Here is a 19,663-nt window from a genome sequence, read left to right as displayed (position 1 = left end):
GCATTTGTTAGCCGTCGTCCGGAACACCCAAGTTTCCGCAACCTTGTCATCAGAACCCGGTAATGCGGGTTCTTGATCTGAAGTAGGGGCACTTAACGTTGGCCTATGGCTGGTCATGGGAGCGCAGCACCGTCGTCGTCACGAGCCGGAGCGAGGTAGGCCGTGCAGGACGGCGTCGTCAGCGCTGCCGCGCACCATGCCTTCGAAGTGGACGAGGTGCTGGCCCGGGCCGTACGCGACACAGGGGCGCACATCGGGGCGGTCTACCTGCTGGCCGACGACGGCCAGGTCCTGCTCATGGAGACGGAGACCGGGCTGCCCGCCCAGATCGTCAAGCCATGGACGCGGGTGCGGGTGAGCGCGGGCGTCCCGGTGTCGGCCTCCGTACGCGAGCGCCGGCTCGTCTGGGTTCCGGGTTACCAGGAGCTCGCCCACCGTTACCCGGCGACGGCGATCGCGCTGCCGTACCCGTTCGCCGCGGTCGCCACCCCGATCCAGTCGAACGGGGACGTGTGGGGCTCCCTGGTCCTGATGTGGCCGCCGTCGCACCCGCCGGACCTCGCCCCGCACGAGCGGGACACCATCGACTACGCCACCCGCAGGCTCGGCGACCTCATGGAGCAGGCGACCCGCGGCGGGCGCCCGCCGCGCTCCGGGGACGAGCCGCGCGTCCTCACCCCCCCGTGGGCCGGGGTGCCGGACGTGCACCATGCCCTGGCCTCGGCCGGCTATCTGGACCGGCTCCGCGACGGCTGCGTGGGCCTTGACCTGGACGGCCGGCTCACCTTCGTCGGCGCGGGGGCGGCCGGCCTGCTCGGCGAAGACCTGACGGGCAAGCTGGGCGAGCCGCTCTGGGAGGCGGCGGCGTGGCTGAAGGACCCGCTGTTCGAGGACCGCTGCCGCGCGGCGGCCGTCAGCCAGGAGGCCACGTCCTGCCTCGTCCGGGGTCCGGCCGGCCGGCCCCTGCACATCAGCCTGCATCCGGACCCGTCCGGCCTCAGCCTGTACATCACCGAGGCGGCGGCCGACCGATCGGCGCGGCGGCGGGACGCGCCCGGCGCCGGCAGCGTCAGCCTGCCCCGCGCCGACGTCTTCTACAACCTGCTCCACCTCGCGGCGGCGCTGAGCCGGACCCTCGACGTGCAGGAGATCGTCGACATGGTCGCCGACCACGTCATGCCGGTGTTCGACGCGCAGGCGCTGGCGATCATGGTGGCCGAGGGCGGGAGGCTGAAGGTCGTCGGCTCGCACGGCTACGATCCCGGCGTCCCCGAACATTTCAACCGCCGGCGGCTGACCTCGGCCAGCCCTTCGCAGGACGTCCTGCGCACCGGCGAGCCCGCCTTCCTCTCCGACGCGGACGAGTTGCGCCGGAAATATCCGCGAGCCGAGGTCCGCGACGGGATGGCCGCCTGGGCGTTCCTGCCGCTGCGCACCTCCGAGACCGTCGCCGGCGTGTGCCTGGTCTCGTTCGACGAGCCCTACGCGTTCACCGACGAGACGCGGGCCAGCCTCACCGCGATGGCCGGGCTCATCGCCCAGGCCCTGGACCGGGCCCTGCTCTACGACGCCAAGGACCGGCTCGCCCACACCCTCCAGACCTCGCTCCTCCCCCGCAGGCTGCCCCGGATCGACGGGCTGGACGTGGCCGCCCGTTACGTGCCCGCCACCCGCGGCGTGGAGATCGGCGGCGACTTCTACGACCTGATCCGTCTGGGCGACACCAAGGCCGCGGCGATCATCGGAGACGTCCAGGGCCACAACGTGACGGCCGCCGCGCTCATGGGGCAGGTCAGGACCGCCATCCACGCCTACGCGGCCGGGGGAGCGAGCCCGGGCAACGTGCTCAAGCTCACCAACCGCCTGCTCATGGACCTGGACCCCGACCTGTTCACCAGCTGCCTGCTCATCTACTTCGACCTGCGGCTGCGCACGCTGTGGGCCGCCAGCGCGGGGCACCCGCCGCCCCTGCTGCGCCCGCCGGGCCAGCCCGCCGAGGTCATCGACGTGCCCGCCGGCATCCTGCTCGGCGTCCAGGCCGACGCCGAATATCCCACCGTCCAGGTGCCGTTCCCGCCGGGCGCCGTCCTCGCCCTCTACACCGACGGCCTCGTCGAAACCCCCGGCGTCGACCTGGGCCAGGCCATCGGCGAGCTCGCGGAACACTTCGGCCGCGCCGCGGGCGAGCCCGTCCACGAGCTCAGCGACACGCTGCTCAACCACGCCCCGCACACCAGCCAGCGCGTCGATGACATCGCGCTCCTCCTGGTGGAGCACCGCGCGCCCGCGGGCTGACCCGTTTCGCCCCCGCCGTACGGGGCAGGGGCGGGGCCGCCTGAGGCGGACCGAGGAGGTGTGACCCATGGCGAAGATCTGGCGAGGGCGCCCCGCGGCCGGCGGGGACCGCGGCCGGCCGGGCGTTCACGGCGCACCGCACACGACCGGCAGCCGGTCCCCGGGCATTCCCAAGCCGGACGAGGGGCCCACGTACGGGCGGGGAACCGGTGGCCGGCCCCTGTGGAGCGAACGCGACCGCGACGCCGAACGCATCCGCGCGCTCCTGCGCCGGTCGGGGTGCGCCGCGACGGGCGGCGCCGACGGGTTCGCCGTCGAGGGCGGGCACGACGGCGTCTTCCTGGTCACCTTCGCCGAGCGGTACCCGCCTGCCGGGGACGGGCTGGGCGCCTGCGTGCGCGCGCTGGTCCGGGCCGGCATGTCGGTGGAGCGGCAGCCGGGCGACGGGCGCGCGCTCCGCGTCAGAACCCGCGGTGCGCTCCCGACCGCGATGAGAGCCCGCCGCCCGCGCTCCTGACCGCGGGACGGGAGGCGGGCGGTCAGTCCAGCAGCTGGGGCGCGTGGTCCTTCAACACCTGCAGGAACGCCGCCGCCGGCCCGCTCTGGTAGCCGCGCCGCCTGCGGATGACGACCACGGGCAGTGCGGCGTCCAGGTCCGCCACCTCGACCGCCCGCAGGCTGCCGATCCGCAGCTCCTCCCGGACGCTGCTGACGGGCATGAGGGCGACGCCGAGACCGGCCTGCACCAGGCGCTTTTGCGCGGTGAGGCTGTCGACCCTGGTGATCGGCGCGCCCACCAGCCCCGACGCGGGCAAGCGGTGGTCGAGGAGGTGGCCGAAGGAGTCGGGCTGGCCCCGCTCGGGCGGGAAGCCCAGCCACCGCTCGCCCTCGAACGCCCGCAGGTCCGGCAGGCGGCGGGCGGTGACCGGATGCGCGGCGGGCACGACGACCAGGAGCTTCTCGACGCCGAGCGGGATCGACTCCAGCTTGGGGTCGGCGTCGGGGAAATAGCGCAGGCCGAGAGCCGCCTCGCCGCCGCGGACGAGCGCGCTCACCTCGCGGCTCGTCGCGGTGCGCAGCTCGACCGAGGCCTCGGGGAACCTCGACTCGAACGTGCGCAGCGCGTCGACGATGTGCGAGTCGGCCAGGGTGCCGACGATCGCCAGGCTGAGGGTCTGGGCGCCGCCGGGCCGCTCGACCGCGTCGCGTACGGCCCGCTCTCCGTCGCGCATCGCGGCCAGGGCGGCCTCCGCGTACGGCAGGAGCGCCCGGCCCGCGTCGGTGAGCGCCACCCGGCGGCCGGTCCGCTCGAACAGGGCGGCGCCCAGCGACTGCTCCAGCTCGCGGATGCGGCGGCTGATGGCGGGCTGCGACCGGTTGAGCTTCCTGGACGCCTCCGTGAACCCGCCCAGCTCGGCGATGGCGGCGAACGCCTCGATCTCCTCGACTGTCACTCCATCAGTATTCCTGATAGGACGCATCATTATCATGCATTTGACTGATACATCGAGGAGGGGCGAGAGTGAAGCCGTCACCGCAGCTCACGACGGGAGAGCACCATGACCGACCAGACGGCCCGCGCGACGCGGTTCCGGGCCCTCCACGAAGGCCCCGGGCCGCTCCTGCTCCCCAACCCGTGGGACGCCGGCACGGCCCGGCTGCTGGCCTCCCTGGGCTTCGACGCCCTGGCCACCACCAGCCTCGGCGTGGCCAACCAGGCCGGCCGCGCCCGTGCCACCCGGCAGGACGTCCTCGACAACTGCCGCGTCCTCAGCGAGGCGACCCCGCTGCCCGTCAACGCCGACCTGGAGAACGGCTTCGCCGACGACCCCGCCGAAGCCGCCGAGATGATCGCGGACGCGTGCGCGTGCGGGGTGGCCGGCGCGTCCATCGAGGACGCCACCGGTGACCGCAGGGCACCGATCTACGACTTCGGGCTCGCCGTCGAGCGCGTGCGGGCGGCCGTCGAGGTCACGCGCGGGCTGCCCGTCCCGCTCGTCCTGACCGCCAGGGCGGAGGGCCTGCTGTACGACGCCGGCGACCTCGACGACGCCATCAGGCGCCTCCAGGCCTTCGAGGAGGCGGGCGCCGACGTCCTCTACGCACCGGGGTTGCGCACGCTGGACGAGATGCGGGCGGTCGTCTCCTCCGTCGGCAGGCCGGTGAACGTGGTGATGGGCTTCGCCGACCCGGCGATCACGCTGGAGCAGCTCGCCGAGATCGGGGTGCGGAGGGTGAGCATCGGGGGCGCGCTCTCCCGGTTCGCGCTCGGCTCGTTCCTCGACGCCGCCAGGCAGATGCGCGACGGCCGGTTCGGGTTCGTGGCCGACGTGCCCCCGATGTCCGAGATGTACCGCGCGTTCCAGCCGTACTCCACCCCCTGAAGGCCGCCTCGACGGCCCATGGCATGATCGGCCGCAGGACCATCGCCGGGCGCGTGACAAGGAGCGGGACATGACGGATCAGCAGGGCCGCCGGGTGCCCGGCCTCGACGGGCCCCTCCAGCCGCTGACCGTCGGCACGTCGGCGCTCGGCGCGAACCCCGGCGACGAGGCGCTGGCCGAGAAGATGGTGTCGGGCCGCTTCCGCCAGCTGGACACCTCCAACAACTACGCAGGCGGGCGCTCGGAGGCGCTGATCGGCGCCGCGCTCAAGCAGGCGCCCGACGGCGTGACGGTCTTCTCCAAAGCCGACCGCGACACCGGCACCGGCGTGTTCGACGGTGACCGGGTCATGCGGTCCTGGGAGGAGACGATCTCCCGCCTCGGCGTCGAGACGTTGCCGATCTACCACCTGCACGACCCGATGACCATCACGGTCAGCGAGGCGATGGCCCGCGGCGGCGCCGTGCCCGCCCTGGTGGCGCTGCGCGAGCAGGGGCTCGTCGGCGCGATCGGCATCGCCGTCGGGGGCGGCACCATGGTGGAGGACTACATCCGCACCGACGCGTTCGACGCGGTGCTCACCCACAACCGCTACACCCTGGTCGACCGGCGTGCGGAGGAGATCCTGCGGCTCGCCACGGAAAGGGACATGACGGTCTTCAACGCCGCTCCGTTCGGCGGCGGCATCCTGGGCGGCTCGCCACGGCACGCCACACGCTACGGTTACCGGCGGGTCTCCCCCGAGTTCGCGGCGCACGTCGAGCGGCTCAAGGCGCTGTGCGAGCGGTGGGGCATCACGCTCGCGGCGGCGGCCCTGCACTTCTCCCTCGCCGAGCCACGCATCCACTCCACGGTCGTCGGCGTCACCTCGGCCGAACGGCTGGCCCAGCTGGAGAGCCTCGCCGGCACGGTGATCCCCGACGGGTTCTGGGCGGACCTGGCGGCGCTCGGCTCCCCGCCTCCCTCCCCGATCGACTGACTGCCGCCGTTTGGCCACCCGCCGCCGGATGGCGGAGAATCTCCCGGCATGACCCACCAGTCACGCGAACAAGGAGCTGGGGCAGGCATGACGGTTGACATCGTGGACTACGACGCGGCGTGGCCATCGCTGGCGGAGCAGGCGTGCGAGGAGCTGGTCGCGGCGCTGCCGGGCGTCTTCCTGGAGATCGAGCACGTGGGGAGCACGTCCGTGCCCGGCCTCGCGGCCAAGCCGATCATCGACCTGATGGCCTCGGTGCCCGCCCTGGAAGCGGTGGCCGACCGCGAGCGGGCGCTGACGGGCCTCGGCTACCGGAGCGAGGAGACGGGCATGCGGGAGCGGCTGTTCTACTTCCGTGCCGACGCCTCTGGCCGGCGCAGCCATCACCTGCACGTGGTGACGGCCGGCACGTGGGACACCCGTAACGAGCGGCTGCTGCGCGACCACCTCAGGGCCGACCCGCGGGCGGCCGCCGAGTACGCCGCGCTCAAGCGCCACCTGGCCGGCGGCGACGTGGACGCCGCGGCCTACACCCGGGGCAAGACCGACCTGATCCAGCGGCTCGTCGACGAGGCCCGCGATGCGCGCGGCCTGCCCCGCGTCCCGGTGTGGGAGGAGTGAGCGTCAGCCGCCGCGCGGCTCCGCGATCCGGGTGCGGGCCCGCACCCGCGCCGCCTGCCGTTCCAGGGCCAGCCGCACCGCCAGCGGCGCGAAGGCGAGCAGCGGCACGATCAGGTAGACGGCCCCGGCGAGGCGCTGGTCGGCCTCCGGCACGCCGGCCGGGGCCACCTGCAGGAACCAGGCGGCCGCGACGCGGGGCCCGGCCAGCAGGTACGCGCCGAGGGCGAGGTGCACCGCGGCGGCCACCGCCAGCAGCCGGGCCCGCGCGGCCCACGGGAACGGCCGGGGCAGCGGGTCGGCGCCCGCCAGCACCCACGACACGGCCAGCCCGAGGCCGAGGAACAACGCCTCGGTGGCCAGGTGGGAGCCGTAGGCGGACAACGACCAGGGCAGCCACGCGGTCCCGTACAGCAGCAGGAACAGCACCGGGTAGGCGGTCAGCAGGAGGGCCGGCCGGGTGATCCGCCGGCCGAAGGCGCGCGAGCCGAGGTGGCCGTACTGGGAGGAAGCGGTCGTGGCCCGGCCCGCCAGGGTGACGGGCGCGCCCAGGCAGAGCAGCAGCGGAGCGATGACGGTGAGCGTGACGTGCTGCAGGGCGTACGCGGACGCCATCGCCCGCGCGTAGCCGCCGACCCCGCCGACCAGCACCAGCGCGACCAGTGCCAGACCGGCGTGCCAGGCGATCGCCCGGCCCGCGGGCCACGCGGCCGTCCTGCGCATGCCCGCGAGATATCCGGCGGCGGGCAGGGCGAGCAGCAGCAGGACCAGCGGATCCAGCCGCGCCTCGGTGACCAGCGCGCCCGGGGTGAACGGCGCGAGCGTGAACTCCAGCATGCCGTGCGCCACGTGGCCGCCGTCGCCGCCCCCGGGCGGCGGGGTGCGGGACAGGCCGACGGCCAGCCCCATCGCCGCCGCCATCACGGCCGCCTCGCCGACCGCCAGCCGGACGAAGGTGCGCCGCACCCCGCGGTCCGCCACGCCCGTGACGGTGCGGCGGCGGTGGTTCCAGCCGAACCATCCGAGGACCGCCAGCACGGCGACCTTGCCGAGCAGGAGCAGGCCGTACGCGCTCTGCCACAGGTCGGACGGCGTCCCCAGCCGCACCCACCCGCCGGCCAGCCCGGAACAGGCCACCGCGACGAAGCAGCACAGCGCGATCGTGCTGAACCGGGACAGCACCACGGGCAGATCGCCGGACCGGCGGAAGTGCACCAGCACCGCGCACAGTCCGCCCGCCCACACCGACACGCCCACCAGGTGCGCCATCAGCGCGGAGATCGCGATGTCGTGATCGGCCGCCGAGGAGGCGTGGCCCACGTACGCGGGCGGCAGCAGCGCGCCCACGGCCGGCACCAGCGGGATCCACCGGGGCAGGCGCGGCACGAGCGTGGCCAGCGCCACGACGAACGTCGCGGCCACCACGACCAGCAGCGCCCGGGTCTGCGGGAGCGACGTGCCGTAGCCGAGGAGGTGCGCGGCGGCGACGACCCGCGCCGGAGGCAGGGCGAAGAAGGTCGACAGGGTCAGCACGTAGCCGGCGAGGGAGGCGAACGCCCAGCCGAGCGCCCACCAGCCGGCCGCGCGCACGCATCGCGCCGGCTCCGGCGAGCCCGCGGGGGCCAGGACGCCCGCGGCCAGCAGGGTGCCGACGCACCCCACGGCGCACAGATCGTGCCCCAACCGCACCAGCGGCAGGCCCCACTCGGCCAGCGGCCCCGCGGAGGGCAGCCCGGCGATCTCCGGCGTGCCCGCGCCGCCGCCGAACCACAGGACGGCGACCAGCACCACGACGCCCACGCCGACCACGACACCGGCATGGACTCGCGCGGAAGCCCTCATAGCCACCCCGCAACGTCCGTCGGGACCACCCGGCCGAGGACGCCAGCGGTCCCGGCGACCGTGGTGCGTGGCCCACATGCTCCCACAGCGGACGACCCGTGACCATGCTGGCGGCAACGCACATTTGAGGTACGCACCGTCCGGCAGGGCGGTTCACCGCCATCCTCACCAAAGGCGGCAAATAGTCACTTATGACCTAGAATCCGTCAGATGTTCGCGGCCCCCCACCGGCTGGCCTGGCTGGACGCCCTGCGGGGGCCGGCAGCGCTGGCCGTCACCATGCACCACGCCGGCTGGACCTACATCCCCGCCGCCTGGGCCGAAGTGGACCGCCTGATCGATTTCGGCACGTGGGGCGTGTTCGTGTTCTTCCTGGTCAGCGGGTACATCATCCCCGCCTCCCTGGAGCGGCGCGGGGACCTGCGCGCCTTCTGGGCCGGCCGGGCCTTCCGCCTCCTCCCCCTGCTGCTGGCCGCGTGCGGCCTGGTGCTCCTGCTCGCCTGCGCCGGCCTGCTCGCCCTCGAACCCGGACTCGGCCGGCGGCCACTGGCGCTGGTCCTGCTGGGCAACCTGACGATGCTGCAGGAGCTGCTCAACCTGCCCGCCGTCATCGGCGTGATGTGGACGCTCTCGTACGAGATGGCGTTCTACCTGATGTGCGTCGCGCTGTTCACGGTCCGGCAGGCGCAGCGGTCGGCCGGGCTCGCCGCCGGCCTCGCGCTGCTGGCCGTCCCCCTGGGACTGCTGCTGCCGAAAGCCTCGATCAACGGCGCCGCCGACCTGGCGGCAGCGCTGCTCGGCCTCTCGGCCGTCGCCGCCATCGCGGCGACCGCCTTCGGCCGGGGCCGGGCCCAGGCCGTCGCCGCGGTCGCCGGCGGCCTGCTCGGGCTCGCGCTCGTGATCCTCGGCAGCCGGGGCGGCACCTGGCAGGGCGTGATCATCCTGGCGTCGATGTTCGCGGGCACTGCGGTCTACCGGGCCGAGCGCGGCACGATCTCCTGGCGTGCCGCCGTCCTCGCCACGGCGGCGGTGCTGGCGTGCGGGATCCCCGCCAAGGACGATCCCGCCTGGGCGACGGCGCTCGTGCTGGCCTTCGGCACCTTCGCGCTCGGGCTCGCGCTGCGCGGGCGGGCGTTCCCCCGCTGGCTGCCGCAGCTCGGCGTGATCAGCTTCTCCCTCTACCTGCTGCACCCGATCCTGCTGCACGTGCTCCCGGACCTGGCGCTGTACTTCCTCGTCCTGATCCCGCTCAGCCTCCTGACCCACCGTCTCATCGAGGCCCCCGCCCAGCGCCTCGGCAGACACCTGACCGCCGCCCGCCCGTGACGCCCGGACACCTGTGCCCGCCGGCACCGCACCTTCCCGACGCGCCCGGCGGGGGATTGACCTGGAGCGCACTCCAGCCGACAAGGTGTACTCATGCGCAATTCCCGCACAACACGCGCCATCGGCCGGCGCCAGGTCTCAGCCATCGGGCTCGGCGCCATGCCCATGTCGGTGGCCGGGCACATGCCCGACGAGACCCAGTCGATCCGTACCATCCTCGCTGCCCTGGACGCCGGCGTCACCCTGATCGACTCGGCGGACGCGTACACCCCTTCGCACGACGACGTCGGCCACAACGAACGCCTGGTCGCCAAGGCCCTGGGCCTGTGGGCGGGCGACGCCGGCACCGTGCTCGTCGCCACCAAGGGCGGGTGCATCCGCACGCCGGACGGCGGCTGGGGCAGGGACGGCCGCCCGTCGCACCTCAAGCAGGCCTGCGACCGCTCGCTCAAGGCCCTCGGCGTCGACAGCATCGGCCTCTACCAGCACCACCGGCCCGACACGGCGGTCCCGTACGAGGAGACCATGGGCGCGCTGAAGGACCTGCTCGACGCCGGCAAGATCCAGATGGCGGGCATCTCGAACGCCGATCCGCAGCAGATCAGGCTCGCCCGCGACATCCTCGGCGACGGCCTGGTCAGCGTGCAGAACGAGTACTCGCCGCGGTTCCGCTCCAGCGAGCCCGAGATCGACGTCTGCGCCGAGCTGGGCCTGGCCTTCCTGCCCTGGTCTCCGCTGGGCGGCATCGGGCGCGCCGGTGAGCTGAGCGAGCGGTACGCCGCCTTCTCCGAGATCGCCAAGGACCGCGGCGTCTCCCCGCACCAGGTCTGCCTGGCCTGGGAGCTCGCCCGCAGCCCCGTGGTCATCCCCATTCCCGGCGCCAGCCGCCCGGAGAGCATCCTCGACTCGATCGCGGCCGTGGATCTGGAGCTCAGCGCGGAGGAGCTGGCCCGCCTCGGCTGAGGCACCCGGCGGGCGGCGGTGGCTACAATCCAGGCATGAAAGCCGCGGTGCGATTACGGTACGGCTCGCCCGACGTGGTCAGCGTGATCGAGGTGGAAAAACCCGAGGTCAAGCCGGACGAGCTGCTCGTCAGGGTGCACGCGACCACGGTCAATCGCACCGACTGCGCGTTACGCGCCGCCAAGCCGTTCCTCTGGAGATTCTTCGCGGGTTTCTTCCGGCCAAGGATGCGCGTTCTCGGCAACGAGTTCGCCGGGGAGATAGCGGCCGTCGGCGACGAGGTCACCGCTTTCGAGGTCGGCGAGCGGGTGTTCGGCTACAACGACGCCACGTTCGGCGCCCACGCCGAGTACATGACCATCTCCGCGCACGGCACGCTCGCCACCATCCCCGACGGCCTGGGCTACGACGAGGCCGCTCCCAGCACCGAGGGTTCTCACTACGCGCTGTCCATCATCACGGCCGCGCAGGTCAGGGAGGGCCACGACGTCCTGGTCCACGGCGCGACCGGCGCCATCGGCTCGGCCGCGGTCCAGTTGCTGAAGGCCCGCGGGGCCGTCGTGACGGCGGTCTGCGACACGCGCACCATGGAGCTGGTACGCGGTCTGGGCGCCGACCGGGTCATCGACCGCACCGCCGTCGACTTCACCCGCGACACGGAGAGGTACGACGTCGTGATCGACGCGGTCGGCAAGAGCACGTTCGGCCGCTGCCGCCGGCTGCTGAAACCGCGTGGCGTTTACGCCGCCTCCGACGTCGGCCCGTTGTGGCAGAACGTGTTCCTCCCGCTCGTCACCCGGCCGCTCGGCGGCAGGAAAGTGCTCATGCCCCTGCCGAGAAACGACCGGGAAACGGCCCTGTATTTCCGCGACCTGATCGAGTCCGGCCGTTTCACCCCGGTCATCGACCGGCGATATCCGCTGGCCGACATCGTCGAGGCGCACCGTTATGTCGACTCCGGCCGGAAAATCGGCAACGTCGTGATCACCATTGACCATTCCAGCTGACCGCCGCCTCCGGACCGGCCGTCACGGCCGCCCGGCCGGGTACCCGTCAGAGGCCCATCGGGTGCCAGACGGTCTTCGTCTCCACGAAGGGCCGGATGCGGGCCACGCCGGGGTCGGCGGCGGACCAGTCGTCGTGGCGGCCCGGCCGTACGACCCGCTTGAGCGTGCCCGCCGCCAGCTCCTCCAGCTCGGCGGCCAGGCCGCCCGCCCCTGCCAGGTCCAGGGCGTTCACGTCGGCGTGCCCGGCCAGCGGCGGCGCCAGCTCGCCGAGCCGGCCGGTCAGGACGTTGACGACGCCGCCCGGCAGGTCGGAGGTGGCCAGCGCCTCGGCGAGCGTGACGGCGGGCAGCGGCGCCCGCTCGCTCGCCACCAGCACCGCCGTGTTGCCCGCGGTGATCACCGGCGCGAGCACCGCGACCAGGCCGAGCAGCGGGGAGCCGTCGGGCGCGAGGACGCCCGCGACCCCGGCCGGCTCGGGCTGGGAGTGGTTGAAGTAGGGGCCCGACACCGGGTTGGCCGCCCCGAGGACCTGGCCGAGCTTGTCGGCCCAGCCGGCGTAGTAGACCCAGCGGTCGATCGCGGCGGACACCACCCCCTGGGCCCGCGCCTCGCTCACGCCCTGGGCGGCGGCCACCTCGGCGGCGAACTGGGCGCGCCGCCCCTCCATCATCTCGGCGATCCGGTAGAGGATCTGGCCGCGGTTGTAGGCGGTGCGGCCGGACCAGCCGGGAAAGGCCTTGCGCGCCGCCACGACGGCGTCGCGCACGTCCTTGCGCGACGCCAGGGCGGCGTTGGCGAGGTGGACTCCGCAGGAGGATGTCACCGGGTACGACCTGCCTGATTCCGAACGCGGGAACGCCCCGCCGAGATAGAGCTTGTACGTCCTGCGCACGGCCACGCGGGCCGGCGCGGAAGCGGTCCTGTCAGCCAAGGTATGCCTCCAGCCCGTGCCGGCCGCCCTCGCGGCCGTAACCGGACTCCTTGTAGCCGCCGAACGGGCTGGCGGGATCGAACACGTTGAAGGTGTTGGACCACACGACGCCGGCGCGCAGCCGGCTCGCGGTCCACAACATGCGGGAGCCCTTCTCCGTCCACACCCCGGCGGACAGCCCGTACGGCGTGTTGTTCGCCTTGGCGACGGCCTCCTCGGGGGTGCGGAAGGTGAGCACCGACAGCACCGGGCCGAAGATCTCCTCGCGGGCGATCCTGTGCGCCTGCGTGACGCCGGTGAACACGGTGGGCGGGAACCAGTAGCCGCGCTCCGGGATCGGGCACGCGGGCGACCAGCCGCTCGCGCCCTCCGCCTCGCCGGCGGCGGCCAGGTCGCGGATCCTGGCGAGCTGCGCGGCCGAGTTGATCGCGCCGATGTCGGTGTTCTTGTCGAGCGGGTCGCCGAGCCGCAGCCGCTCGATCCTGGCCCGCAGCCTGGCCAGCAGTTCCTCGGCGATCGACTCCTGGACCAGCAGGCGGGAGCCCGCGCAGCACACGTGGCCCTGGTTGAAGAAGATCCCGGAGACGATGCCCTCCACGGCCTGGTCGATCGCCGCGTCGTCGTACACGATGTTGGCGCCCTTGCCGCCCAGCTCCAGGGTGAGCCGCTTGCCGGTGCCCGCCACGGCGCGGGCGATCTCCTTGCCGACGCCGGTCGAGCCGGTGAAGGCCACCTTGTCCGCGTCCGGGTGGGCGACCACGGCCCGGCCGGTGCCGCCCGCGCCGGTCACGATGTTGACCACGCCGGGCGGCAGCTCCGCCTCCTGGCAGATCTCCGCGAACGCCAGGGCCGTCAGCGGGGTGGTCTCGGCGGGCTTGAGCACCACCGTGTTGCCGGTCGCCAGCGCGGGCGCGACCTTCCACGCGAGCATCAGCAGCGGGAAGTTCCAGGGGATGACCTGCGCGGCCACGCCGAGCGGGCGCGGTGAGGGGCCGAGCCCGGCGTGCGCGAGCTTGTCCGCCCAGCCCGCGTGGTAGAAGAAGTGCGCCGCGACCAGGGGAAGGTCCACGTCGCGGGTCTCCTTGACGGGCTTGCCGTTGTCGAGCGATTCGAGCACGGCCAGCTCGCGGGCGCGTTCCTGGATGATGCGCGCGATCCTGAACAGGTATTTGCCGCGCTCCGCGCCGGGCAGCGGCGACCACACCCGTTCGTGGGCCCGGCGGGCGGCGGCGAAGGCGCGGTCCACGTCGGCCTCGGACGCCGCGGCCACCTCGGCGAGCGGCTCCTCGTCGGCCGGGTTGACCGTCACGATCCGCTCGTCGCTCTTGGCCTCGGTGAACTCGCCGTCGATGAACAGGTCGTACGCCGGCCGGATCGTCACGATCGACCGTGATTCCGGCGCGGGCGCGTAGTCGAAGATCTCCACGGGTCCCCTCAGTCGATCGTGTAGTAGTCGGGCCCTGCGTAGTGCCCGGTGTCGAGCTTGGCGCGCTGCATGAGCAGGTCGTTCAGCAGCGTCGAGGCGCCGAGCCGGAACAGCGCAGGGTCCAGCCAGCTCTCCCCGGCCACCTCCTTGACCAGAACCAGGTAGCGGATCGCGTCCTTGGTGGTGCGGATGCCGCCGGCCGGCTTCACCCCGGCCTGCCGTCCCGCGGCGGCCCGGTAGTCCCTGACCGCCTCCAGCATGACCAGGGTGACCGGCAGGGTGGCGGCGGGCGCGACCTTGCCGGTGGAGGTCTTGATGAAGTCGGCCCCGGCGTGCAGCGCGAGCCAGGACGCCCGGCGTACGTTGTCGTAGGTGACGAGCTCGCCGGTCTCGAGGATGACCTTCAGGTGCGCTGGGCCGCAACACTCCTTGACCGCCACGATCTCGTCGAAGACCTTGCGGTAGTCGCCGGCGAGGAACGCGCCCCTGTCGATGACCATGTCGATCTCGGTGGCTCCGGCGGCGACCGCCGTACGCGTGTCGGCCAGCTTCACCTCCAGCGACGTGCGCCCGGCGGGGAAGCCGGTGGCGACCGAGGCGAGCCCCACGCCGCTGCCCGCCAGGACGGGTGCGGCCACCGGGATCATGTCGGGATAGACGCAGACCGCGGCGACCGGGGGCGCGGTGTGGTCGGCCGGGTCGGGCCGCATGGCCTTGGCCGCCAGGGCGCGGACCTTGCCGGGGGTGTCAGCCCCTTCGAGCGTGGTCAGGTCGACCATGCGGATGGCCAGGTCGATCGCCTGGCGCTTGGCCGTGGTCTTGATCGACCGGGTGGCCAGGTCGGCGGCGCGGCGGCGCACGCCCACCTCGTCGACGCCGGGCAGCCCGTGCAGGCAGGCCCGCAACGAGCCGGGTGGAAGGGTGTCAGGCACGGGCGCCACGCCTTTCGATCAGCATGTTGAGTACGAGGGCGACCAGCAGGATCAGGCCGGTCACCACCATCTGGAAGAAGGAGCCCAGGCCGAGCAGGTTGCACAGGTTGCGCAGCACCGACAGCAGCAGCACCGCCACGAAGGTGCCGAACACCCCGCCCCTGCCGCCGAACAGGTTGGTGCCGCCGAGGACGACGGCCGCGATGGCGTCCAGCTCCAGCCCGTTGAACGCGGTGGGCTGGCCGACGGTCAGCCGCGAGGTGAGCAGCACGCCCGCGAGCGCCGCCAGCGCGCCGGACACCGCGAACACGGTGGTGATCACGCCGCGCACCGGCAGCCCCGACAGCCGCGCGGCCTCCTTGTTGCTGCCGACGGCGTAGACGTACTCGCCGAAGGTGGTGCCGCGCAGCACCACGGCGGCGAGGATCGTGATCGCCACGAAGATGATCCCGACGATCGGGACGTAGCCGACGAACCCGCCGCCGAGCAGCTGGAACGACTCCGCCCCCGCCGCCTCCGCGGGCTTGCCGTCGGTCAGCAGGTACGTGAGCCCGCGGATCGCGGTGAGCCCGGCCAGCGTGGTCATGAAGGCCGGCAACGCCAGGTACGCCGACAGCCCGCCCATGATCGCGCCGAACACGGCGCCGGCCAGCACGCTGAGCAGGATCGCCGGGAGCACGGGCACGCCCGAGGTCATGAGGATGGCGACCGTCATCCCGCCGAAGGCGGCCACGCTGCCGACCGACAGGTCGATGCCCGCGGTCAGCACCACCATGGTCATGCCGATGGCGACGATCCCGGTGAGCGACGACTGCTGCAGCAGGTTGGCGATGTTGCGGCCGGTGAGGAACTGCGGGGCCAGCAGCGTCGCGACCACGCACAACGCGAGGAAGACCAGCAGCAGGTTGGACTTGACGATCAGGTCGGCGCCGCGCCGCGACCGGGCGCCGCCGGCCTGCTCGGCGGACGCGGCCACCGAGGATCCGATCGAGGTGGTCATGGTGTCGCTCCTGTGATGACGGCGTGCGCTATGGCGCTCTCCGGGCTGACCCTCGGGTCGAAACGGGCGATGTTGCGGCCCTCGTACAGGACCTGGATGCGGTCGGCGTTGGCGGTCAGCTCGTTGAGCTCGCTGCTGGCGAGCAGGACCGCCACGCCCTGGCCGGCGAGGTCGCGTACCTGGCGGTAGAGGTCGGCCTTGGCGCCGACGTCGAGCCCGCGGGTGGGCTCGTCCAGCAGCAGGACCCTGATGCCGCCCCTGGTGATCCACTTGGCCAGCACGACCTTCTGCTGGTTGCCGCCGGACAGCTGGCCGACGACCTGGCCCTGCCCCGCGGTCTTGACGCCGAGCCCGGCCAGCGCGGGTGCGGCCAGGCGCCGCCCGAGCCGCCCGGGCAGCAGCCACGGTGGCCGGCCGAGGGCCGCGATCGCCGCGTTGCGGCCCACCGAGAGGCCCAGCATCAGGCCCTGTTCCTTGCGGCTCTCGGGCACCAGCGCGAGGCCGGCCCGCACCGCGGCGGCCGGGTTGCCCGCCCTGAGCGGCCGGCCGTCCAGCCGGGCGGTGACGTGCGCCTTCAGGTCGCCGAAGAGCGCCCGCAGCAGCGTGGTACGGCCCGCGCCGCCCAGTCCGGCCAGCCCGACGACCTCGCCGGGGCGCACCTCGATGTCGCGCACGTCGAGCAGCCCCGGCACGTGGACCCGGTCGACGACCAGCAGCGGCTCGCCCTCGGGGGCGGGATGACCGGCGGGGCGCACGAGCTCCTTGGCCTCGCCGATCATCGCGGCCACGATCTCGTCCTGCGTGGTCGAGGCCAGGTCGTAGACGCCCGCTGTCCGGCCGTCGCGCAGCACGGTGGCGCGGTCGCCGATCTCCTTGACCTCGTCGAGCCGGTGCGAGATGAAGATGACCGAGCGTCCTTCCTCCGTGAGCGACCGGATGACGCCGAACACCGCCGCCAGCTCGCTCTCGCCGAGCGTGGCGGACGGCTCGTCCATGACGATCACCCGCGCGTCGGCGGTCAGCGCCTTGGCGATGGCGGTGAGCTGCTGGGCCGCGATGGGCAGGTCCCTGACGCGGGTGGTCACGGGGAAGCGCGCGCCGACCCGGTCGAGCGCCTGGCGGGCCAGCCTCGCCCGCCGCGCCCTGCGGACGAACGGGCCGAGCCGGGGCGAGCGGCCCAGCAGCAGGTTCTGCGCCACGGTGAGGTCGGGCAGCAGGTCGAGCTCCTGGTAGATGACGGCGACGCCGGCGGCCAGCCCGGCGTGCGGGGTCGAAGGGCTGAACGGCTCGCCGTCCAGCAGGATCGTCCCCTCGTCCGGACGGTAGGAGCCGGACAGGATCTTCATCAGCGTGCTCTTGCCCGCGCCGTTCTCGCCCAGCAGGCAGTGCACCTCGCCGGCCCGTACGGTCAGCTCCACGCCGTCCAGGGCGACCGTGCCGGGGAACCGTTTGACGATCCCCGACATCCGCAGCCGCTCGTCCGTCATGCGCCCTCCTTCCACGTGTCCAGCAGGTACGTCGCGCTCTGGTCGTCGGTGATCAGCACGTCGCAGAGGCGGCTCGCCACGACGGCCCGGCACACCGCGTGCTTGGCCTCGCCGCTGACGAGCGCGACGGAGGCGGTGGACGCGCGCAGGACGTCCAGTGACAGGCCGAGGGTGCGCCCGTCCAGGCCGGGGTCCACGATGCGGCCGTCGCGGTCGATGAAGCGGCCCAGCACGTCGCCCACCGCGCCGGCCTCCGCGAGCCTGGACAGGTGGCCGGCGTCGATCTGGCCGGAGTCGACCAGCACGGAGTCGCTGCCCATGCCGCCAGGGCTGAACAGGAACAGGTCGGCCCGGGTGGCGAGGGCGAGCACGTCGGAGACGGCCCGGTCGCTCTCCAGCACGGCCCGGGTGCTCTGCTGCTCCAGGATGGCCGGGGCGGGCAGCAGCGTGGCGGTGCCGCCGCCGTGATGGGCGATCAGGCTCGCCATGCTGTGCGCGCTGGTCGGCTGCCGCGACCGGCTGAGCGCGCCGTTGATCTGCACGACGTTGACGCCGGTGGCCCATCCGGGTTTGAGCCCGCCGGCCAGCCGGTCGAGCGTGCGCCCCCACGACACGCCGATCAGCCGGGGTGTGGGCCGCATCGCCATGAGATGGTCGGCGCCGGCCGCGGCGACCCGGTCGCGCAGGTCCTCCGCGCCGCTGTTGCCGCCGCCGGCCACCACGACCGCGTCCCGCAGCCCGCAGCGCTCCTTGAGCGACTGTTCCAGGGCACGCACCCGGGACCTCGGGTGCAGCACCTCGATCCGGACGATCCCGGCCTGGCGCGCCTCGGCCAGCATCCTGCCCACCTTCCAGCGGGTCAGGTGCAGGGCGTGGGCGATCTGTTCCTGGGTCTCCCCGCCTTCGTAGTAGCGGATGGCGACCTCGTAGAGCTGGTCGTCGTAGTCGGCAGGGACGGTCATGGGTCCTGCCTCCGTTCCGGCGCGTTCATGCGGTGCGCGAGCGGCGTGGTGGCCTCGGTGGCCGCCCGGTAGTCGGCATAGCCCTGCCGGTAGGCGTCCCGGTGCTCGGGGATCGGCTCGATGGTGCGGGTGCGCGGCGCGTACTCGGCCGCCGCCTCGGCGAGCGAGGCGTGCCGCCCGGCGCCGACCGAGGCGATCACCGAGCAGGCGCGCAACGTCAGGTTGTCGCCCGCGACCAGGCTGACCGGCCGGCCGAGCACGTCGGCGGTCGTCTGGAGCCACAGCTCGTTGTGCCGGATTCCGCCGGACAGGAAGATCTCCTCCACGCCGATCCCGCCCTCGGTGAACGAGTCGATGACCTGCCTGGTGCCGTACGCGACGCCCTCCACGGCGGCCCGGTAGACCTGCTCGGGCGAGCTGGCCAGGGTCAGCCCGAGCACCGCCCCGCGCAGCAGCGGATCGCGCAGGGGCGTGCGGTTGCCCATGAAGTAGTCGAGGACGATCAGGCCGTGATCGACCGGCGGCAGCGCCGACGCGGCCTCGATGAGCCCGCCGATCTCGGCTCGCGGCCGTCCCATGAGCCGCTCCCCCGCCCAGGCCAGCACCGAGCCCGCGCTCACCTGGCCGCCCTCGACGAGCCAGCGCCCGGTGCGCAGCGCGTCCGGGTACGGCCCCCACACGGTGGGCGGGAAGACCGGTTCGGCGATCTCCGTGACGAACGCGTTGGACGTGCCGCAGACGATCGACACCCGGCCCTCGGGCGCACCGCCGACGGCCAGCAGCGACAGGTGCGCGTCGATCCCGCCGGACGCGACGACGGCCGGGCCGGTGATCCCCAGCTCCTCGCGGGCCTCGGCGCCGACGGGCCCGATCGGGTCGCCGACGGGGACGATCTCGTCCGGCAGCTTGCCGGCCAGGTCGCCGACGCCGAGCTGCTCGTACAGGTCGTGCGGGAACCCGGCGCCGCGCGGGTCGTAGTTGCTCTTGCAGACCGCGTTCATCCGCGATCCCGCCCACCGCCCGGTGAGCCGCCACACCATGTAGTCGACCGCCTCGGTGATGCGCGCGGCCCGGCGGTAGGTCTCGGGCTCGTGGCGGGCCAGCCACATGGCCTTGGGCACCAGCCATTCCACCGCGTCCGAGCCGCCCGAGTAGCGGAGCACCGGGTGGCCGCTGCGCGCGGTCAGCGCCGACTCCTCGCCGGCCCGGCCGTCCATCCAGAGCAGGGCGGGCCGCAGGGGGCGCCCGTTCCGGTCGAGGACGGCCACCGTGGAGGCCGTGGTGGCCACCGCGACCCCGGCGATCTCCGGGTTCCCCGCCTCGGCGAGCGCCGCGCGGGCGGCGCGGACGCTCGCCCGCCACCAGTGCTCCGGGTCCTGCTCGGCCCAGCCGGGCCGGGGGAAGCTGGTCGGGTAGGCGTCGTCACCCGTCCCGGCCTGCGTGCCCTCCACGGTGTAGACCGCCGCGCGAGCGCCCTCCGTGCCGAGGTCGAGGGCGAGGAAAGCGCTCAT

At 73.5% G+C, this 19,663-nt stretch carries 17 protein-coding genes; 8 read left to right on the top strand and 9 right to left on the bottom strand.

The window, feature by feature from the left end:
* The first annotated feature begins 162 nt into the window (after window positions 1-162).
* Together ABGB14_RS04520 and ABGB14_RS04515 are read left to right on the top strand one after the other, a co-directional pair.
* Window positions 163-2,295, top strand: coding sequence for a SpoIIE family protein phosphatase (locus ABGB14_RS04520; protein ID WP_347642238.1), 2,133 nt, complete (start codon window positions 163-165; stop codon window positions 2,293-2,295).
* 67 nt (window positions 2,296-2,362) lie between these two features.
* Entirely contained in the window at window positions 2,363-2,812 is a 450-nt protein-coding gene (locus ABGB14_RS04515; RefSeq protein WP_347642237.1) for a hypothetical protein, read from the top strand.
* 22 nt (window positions 2,813-2,834) lie between these two features.
* Here the strand turns inward: ABGB14_RS04515 and ABGB14_RS04510 are convergent, their stop codons facing one another.
* On the bottom strand, window positions 2,835-3,749 hold the full coding sequence (locus ABGB14_RS04510) for a LysR family transcriptional regulator (RefSeq protein WP_347642236.1): 915 nt from the start codon (window positions 3,747-3,749) through the stop codon (window positions 2,835-2,837).
* A 105-nt stretch (window positions 3,750-3,854) separates the two neighbouring features.
* Between ABGB14_RS04510 and ABGB14_RS04505 the strand changes: the two genes are divergently transcribed.
* The 3 genes from ABGB14_RS04505 (at window position 3,855) to ABGB14_RS04495 (ending at window position 6,279) form a co-directional block, all read left to right on the top strand.
* The gene (locus ABGB14_RS04505; protein ID WP_347642235.1) at window positions 3,855-4,679 is read left to right on the top strand and encodes an isocitrate lyase/phosphoenolpyruvate mutase family protein; all 825 of its coding nucleotides are present in this window, start codon (window positions 3,855-3,857) and stop codon (window positions 4,677-4,679) included.
* Between the two features lie 70 nt (window positions 4,680-4,749).
* The gene (locus tag ABGB14_RS04500; protein ID WP_347620477.1) at window positions 4,750-5,658 is read left to right on the top strand and encodes an aldo/keto reductase; all 909 of its coding nucleotides are present in this window, start codon (window positions 4,750-4,752) and stop codon (window positions 5,656-5,658) included.
* 87 nt (window positions 5,659-5,745) lie between these two features.
* Window positions 5,746-6,279, top strand: coding sequence for a GrpB family protein (locus ABGB14_RS04495; protein WP_347642234.1), 534 nt, complete (start codon window positions 5,746-5,748; stop codon window positions 6,277-6,279).
* Window positions 6,280-6,282: 3 nt separating this feature from the next.
* Here ABGB14_RS04495 and ABGB14_RS04490 read toward each other — a convergent pair whose 3' ends face one another.
* The gene (locus tag ABGB14_RS04490) at window positions 6,283-8,118 is read right to left on the bottom strand and encodes a cytochrome c oxidase assembly protein (RefSeq protein ID WP_347642233.1); all 1,836 of its coding nucleotides are present in this window, start codon (window positions 8,116-8,118) and stop codon (window positions 6,283-6,285) included.
* Between the two features lie 210 nt (window positions 8,119-8,328).
* Here ABGB14_RS04490 and ABGB14_RS04485 point away from each other — a divergent pair, with 210 nt between their 5' ends.
* The 3 genes from ABGB14_RS04485 (at window position 8,329) to ABGB14_RS04475 (ending at window position 11,414) form a co-directional block, all read left to right on the top strand.
* Window positions 8,329-9,444, top strand: coding sequence for an acyltransferase (locus ABGB14_RS04485; RefSeq protein WP_347642232.1), 1,116 nt, complete (start codon window positions 8,329-8,331; stop codon window positions 9,442-9,444).
* A gap of 93 nt (window positions 9,445-9,537) precedes the next feature.
* Window positions 9,538-10,407, top strand: coding sequence for an aldo/keto reductase (locus ABGB14_RS04480; RefSeq protein ID WP_347642231.1), 870 nt, complete (start codon window positions 9,538-9,540; stop codon window positions 10,405-10,407).
* Window positions 10,408-10,442: 35 nt separating this feature from the next.
* On the top strand, window positions 10,443-11,414 hold the full coding sequence (locus ABGB14_RS04475) for an NAD(P)-dependent alcohol dehydrogenase (protein WP_347642230.1): 972 nt from the start codon (window positions 10,443-10,445) through the stop codon (window positions 11,412-11,414).
* A gap of 46 nt (window positions 11,415-11,460) precedes the next feature.
* On the opposite strand, the gene ABGB14_RS04470 is transcribed toward ABGB14_RS04475, so the two are convergent.
* From ABGB14_RS04470 to ABGB14_RS04440, 7 genes are read right to left on the bottom strand one after another with little or no spacing between them, the layout of a single operon-like run.
* On the bottom strand, window positions 11,461-12,345 hold the full coding sequence (locus ABGB14_RS04470) for an aldehyde dehydrogenase family protein (RefSeq protein WP_347642229.1): 885 nt from the start codon (window positions 12,343-12,345) through the stop codon (window positions 11,461-11,463).
* Complete coding sequence (locus ABGB14_RS04465; RefSeq protein WP_347643123.1) at window positions 12,338-13,765, bottom strand: aldehyde dehydrogenase family protein; 1,428 nt, start codon at window positions 13,763-13,765, stop codon at window positions 12,338-12,340. Before ABGB14_RS04465 ends, ABGB14_RS04470 begins: the two co-directional genes overlap by 8 nt.
* Window positions 13,766-13,779: 14 nt before the next feature.
* Window positions 13,780-14,703 (bottom strand): deoxyribose-phosphate aldolase, encoded by a 924-nt coding sequence (gene deoC / locus ABGB14_RS04460; protein ID WP_347642228.1) that lies wholly within the window; start codon window positions 14,701-14,703, stop codon window positions 13,780-13,782.
* The gene (locus ABGB14_RS04455; protein ID WP_347642227.1) at window positions 14,696-15,703 is read right to left on the bottom strand and encodes an ABC transporter permease; all 1,008 of its coding nucleotides are present in this window, start codon (window positions 15,701-15,703) and stop codon (window positions 14,696-14,698) included. The genes deoC and ABGB14_RS04455 overlap by 8 nt, the downstream gene beginning before the upstream one ends.
* On the bottom strand, window positions 15,700-17,190 hold the full coding sequence (locus tag ABGB14_RS04450; protein WP_347642226.1) for a sugar ABC transporter ATP-binding protein: 1,491 nt from the start codon (window positions 17,188-17,190) through the stop codon (window positions 15,700-15,702). The genes ABGB14_RS04455 and ABGB14_RS04450 overlap by 4 nt, the downstream gene beginning before the upstream one ends.
* Window positions 17,187-18,152 (bottom strand): sugar-binding domain-containing protein, encoded by a 966-nt coding sequence (locus tag ABGB14_RS04445; protein ID WP_347642225.1) that lies wholly within the window; start codon window positions 18,150-18,152, stop codon window positions 17,187-17,189. Before ABGB14_RS04445 ends, ABGB14_RS04450 begins: the two co-directional genes overlap by 4 nt.
* Window positions 18,149-19,663 (bottom strand): FGGY-family carbohydrate kinase, encoded by a 1,515-nt coding sequence (locus ABGB14_RS04440; protein ID WP_347642224.1) that lies wholly within the window; start codon window positions 19,661-19,663, stop codon window positions 18,149-18,151. Before ABGB14_RS04440 ends, ABGB14_RS04445 begins: the two co-directional genes overlap by 4 nt.

Source organism: Nonomuraea sp. B10E15 (assembly GCF_039871615.1).
GTDB lineage: Bacteria > Actinomycetota > Actinomycetes > Streptosporangiales > Streptosporangiaceae > Nonomuraea.
Note: the sequence above shows the minus strand (reverse complement) of the source record. Positions and strands in the feature narration are given on the sequence as shown.

Excerpts from the sequence above, each read along its gene's own strand:
- ABGB14_RS04515 (WP_347642237.1), top strand. The coding sequence starts at position 2,363 with ATGGCGAAGATCTGGCGAGGGCGCCCCGCGGCCGGCGGGGACCGCGGC.
- ABGB14_RS04505 (WP_347642235.1), top strand. The coding sequence starts at position 3,855 with ATGACCGACCAGACGGCCCGCGCGACGCGGTTCCGGGCCCTCCACGAA.
- ABGB14_RS04500 (WP_347620477.1), top strand. The coding sequence starts at position 4,750 with ATGACGGATCAGCAGGGCCGCCGGGTGCCCGGCCTCGACGGGCCCCTC.
- ABGB14_RS04495 (WP_347642234.1), top strand. The coding sequence starts at position 5,746 with ATGACGGTTGACATCGTGGACTACGACGCGGCGTGGCCATCGCTGGCG.
- ABGB14_RS04490 (WP_347642233.1), bottom strand. The coding sequence starts at position 8,118 with ATGAGGGCTTCCGCGCGAGTCCATGCCGGTGTCGTGGTCGGCGTGGGC.
- ABGB14_RS04485 (WP_347642232.1), top strand. The coding sequence starts at position 8,329 with ATGTTCGCGGCCCCCCACCGGCTGGCCTGGCTGGACGCCCTGCGGGGG.
- ABGB14_RS04480 (WP_347642231.1), top strand. The coding sequence starts at position 9,538 with ATGCGCAATTCCCGCACAACACGCGCCATCGGCCGGCGCCAGGTCTCA.
- ABGB14_RS04475 (WP_347642230.1), top strand. The coding sequence starts at position 10,443 with ATGAAAGCCGCGGTGCGATTACGGTACGGCTCGCCCGACGTGGTCAGC.
- ABGB14_RS04455 (WP_347642227.1), bottom strand. The coding sequence starts at position 15,703 with ATGACCACCTCGATCGGATCCTCGGTGGCCGCGTCCGCCGAGCAGGCC.
- ABGB14_RS04450 (WP_347642226.1), bottom strand. The coding sequence starts at position 17,190 with ATGACGGACGAGCGGCTGCGGATGTCGGGGATCGTCAAACGGTTCCCC.
- ABGB14_RS04445 (WP_347642225.1), bottom strand. The coding sequence starts at position 18,152 with ATGACCGTCCCTGCCGACTACGACGACCAGCTCTACGAGGTCGCCATC.
- ABGB14_RS04440 (WP_347642224.1), bottom strand. The coding sequence starts at position 19,663 with ATGAGCGCTTTCCTCGCCCTCGACCTCGGCACGGAGGGCGCTCGCGCG.